General features: G+C 44.1%; 1 protein-coding gene. It reads right to left on the reverse strand.

All coding sequences use genetic code 11. The features are described from left to right. The coding region (locus ACE01N_RS20075) for an Ig-like domain-containing protein (RefSeq protein WP_380592793.1) at nucleotides 1-3,815 on the reverse strand (3,815 nt) is incomplete at both ends.

The following is a 3,815-nucleotide window of genomic DNA, read 5'->3' on the forward strand; positions in this document are numbered from 1 at the left end:
TTGGCAATCTCATCTGCATCGCTGTAACCATCGCCGTCGTCGTCAGTGTCCGCATTATCACCTATACCATCATTATCGGTATCAACGGTTTCTGTTGCATCTGTCGGGAATTTATCCTCTGAATCGATAACACCATCGTTATCATCATCATCGTCGTTAAGGTCACTTACCTTGTCACCATCGTTATCGGCTGGTACGGATTCTGCATCCAGCGGATCGGTGTCGTTGGCAATCTCATCTGCATCGCTGTAACCATCTCCATCGTCATCGGTATCGGCATTGTCACCTATACCGTCATTATCGGTATCAATGGTTTCTGTTGCATCTGTCGGGAATTTATCCTCTGAATCGATAACACCATCGTTATCATCATCATCGTCGTTAAGGTCACTTACCTTGTCACCATCGTTATCGGCTGGTACGGATTCTGCATCCAGTGGATCGGTATCGTTGGCAATCTCATCTGCATCACTGTAACCGTCACCGTCATCATCTGTATCGGCATTGTCGCCTACTCCGTCATTATCGGTATCAACGGTTTCTGTAGCATCCGTAGGGAATTTATCCTCTGAATCAATAACACCATCGTTATCATCATCATCGTCATTCAGGTCACTTACCTTGTCACCATCGTTGTCAGCCGGTACTGATTCTGCATCCAGTGGATCGGTATCGTTGGCAATCTCATCTGCATCGCTGTAACCATCGCCGTCATCATCGGTATCGGCATTATCACCTATACCGTCATTATCGGTATCAACGGTTTCTGTGGCATCCGTCGGGAATTTATCCTCTGTATCGATTATACCGTCGTTATCATCATCATCGTCGTTAAGGTCACTTACCTTGTCACCATCGTTATCGGCTGGTACTGATTCTGCATCCAGTGGATCGGTGTCGTTGGCAATCTCATCTGCATCGCTGTAACCATCGCCGTCGTCATCGGTATCGGCATTATCGCCTATGCCATCGTTATCGGTATCAACAGTTTCTGTGGCATCCGTCGGGAATTTATCCTCTGAATCGATTATGCCGTCGTTATCATCATCATCGTCGTTAAGGTCACTGACCTTATCACCATCGTTATCAGCCGGTACAGATTCTGCATCCAGTGGATCGGTATCGTTGGCAATCTCATCTGCGTCGCTGTAACCATCACCGTCATCGTCAGTATCGGCATTATCACCTATACCATCATTATCGGTATCAACGGTTTCTGTAGCATCCGTCGGGAATTTATCCTCTGTATCGATTATGCCGTCGTTATCATCATCATCGTCGTTAAGGTCACTGATCTTGTCACCATCGTTGTCTGCTGGTACAGATTCTGCATCCAGTGGATCGGTATCGTTGGCAATCTCATCTGCGTCGCTGTAACCATCGCCGTCGTCGTCAGTATCGGCATTATCACCTATACCATCATTATCGGTATCAACAGTTTCTGTAGCATCCATCGGGAATTTATCCTCTGAATCAATAATGCCATCGTTATCATCATCATCGTCGTTAAGGTCACTTACCTTGTCACCATCGTTGTCTGCTGGTACAGATTCTGCATCCAGTGGATCGGTATCGTTGGCAATCTCATCTGCGTCGCTGTAACCATCACCGTCGTCGTCAGTATCGGCATTATCACCTATACCGTCATTATCGGTATCAACGGTTTCTGTTGCATCCGTCGGGAATTTATCCTCTGTATCGATTATGCCGTCGTTATCATCATCATCGTCGTTAAGGTCACTTACCTTGTCACCATCGTTATCAGCCGGTACGGATTCTGCATCCAGTGGATCGGTATCGTTGGCAATCTCATCTGCATCGCTGTAACCATCGCCGTCATCGTCGGTATCGGCATTGTTACCTATACCGTCATTATCGGTATCAACGGTTTCTGTAGCATCCATCGGGAACTTATCCTCTGAATCAATAACACCGTCGTTATCATCATCATCGTCATTCAGGTCACTGACCTTATCGCCATCGTTATCAGCCGGTACGGATCCAGCATTCAGTGGATCGGTGCCATTATCGATTTCATCCGCATCGCTGTAACCATCACCGTCGTCATCGGTATCAATAATATTGGCAATACCATCGGCATCTGTATCCGCCAAAGCATTAACCACCATAACATATGACTCAGAACTTAAGGCATCCTGTTTATCTGCTACCTTGAATGTAAACGAAGCGTAAGAATCTCCGGATCCATCAACCGCAGTCTTATATGTTAACAATGTAACGTCGGAACAAACCATTCCTGAAGTTACAGCGCTGCCATCATATAATAATGTACCGGCGGAAGCAGGGGTAATAACCTCTATACCATTAAAACTATCTCCTGAATCATCATCGGAGAAGGTAAAATCGCCTTCTTTAAAGGTATATATAACATCCTCTGTCACATCAATCGTATCATTCTCCCCTATGGGTAAATCGTTTTGCAAAACGATACTTAGTGTGGCTGTAACTACTTCACTAAAGGAATGGGCATCTTCAAATTTATATGTAAATGAATCACTCTCATTCTCACTTCCATCATTGGTATAACTAAAGGTGCCGTCTTCATTTAAGGTAAATGCTGATGCATGTAAAGGACCACTGACAAGATGATAGACACGGGGATCATTATCAACCTCGATATCATTGCCTGATACATCATCGGCAAGTGTTGCATTTTCATCCAGTGAAAACTCATCTGCTACGGCTACCGGAGCATCATCAACATTACGGATAGAAATTGTAATTTTGGCTTCATCGGTAGTGCCTCCATCATCTATCTGATAAAATAAACTATCGGTACCAAATTCATCTTTATTCGGGGTGTAAACAATCTTATTATCCGAATTTACAACCCCTGTACCTTTTTTACCCTGAACCGTAATGGTAACAACAGGTGTGCCGCCATCGCTGTATTTATCATTATAAAGTACATCTATCCCAGAGGTTGCTGTTTCTTCATTGGTCAATGCCAGATCGTTTTCCGCACTTACAATAAGGCTTACATCAAACGGCCCGAATGAATATGTACCGGTATTTCCAGCATTATCTTTTACCTGCGCATGTATATAATAGCCAGCACCTCCATTGGCAAAACTTACGCTCTTGGACTGGCTGTTACTCCACGAACCCCAGGAACCATCTTCGTCTGAGGGAGACGTGGAAGACTGAACCATAACATAACGCTGTACATCGAAGCCACTGCCTCCTGCTTCATCTTCAAATGCCAGCAAAATGCTGTTGTCTGTTGTAATATTACCGCCTGTAACTGATGCGCTTGCCGTTGGGGCTGTCTCGTCATCAATTACGGTAAGGGTTCTGTAATATGGCAACGACCATACTTCTGTATTGGTACGAACCCTTAAACTTATTATATATTCTGCACTTAAATTATTGTATGCACTGAAATCTGTCATAGCACTTCCGCTATTGTAAATCTCAGTATCTACCGGATCACCATTTGAATCATAAGTCCTTTGTGTAACAATCCACTCTTCTGCATCAAGAGTCCTGCTATAAGGATCAACAGATGTATTATCAATATCTATTGACATAGTACCACTATAGGTCGTTAAAACATCCGGCTGAATATTAAACTGTGATATCGGTAACTCATCGGCAGTTCCAACTGAAGATGAGACTTCAATATATTTACAGGATGGACGACTCCAGGTGCCCTGATGATCCTGAACAGTTAACATAATAAGGTATTCTCCATCAGTGACAGACGATTTATCAAATTGCCCTACAGTCCAGTCATCTGTCGAAACGGCATCAACAGCTTTCCATTTCCACTCTGATACGGCTATGCCATTATC

The organism is Quyinboa ferrireducens (assembly GCF_042436675.1).
Classification (GTDB): domain Bacteria; phylum Bacteroidota; class Bacteroidia; order Bacteroidales; family UBA5342; genus JBHJHP01.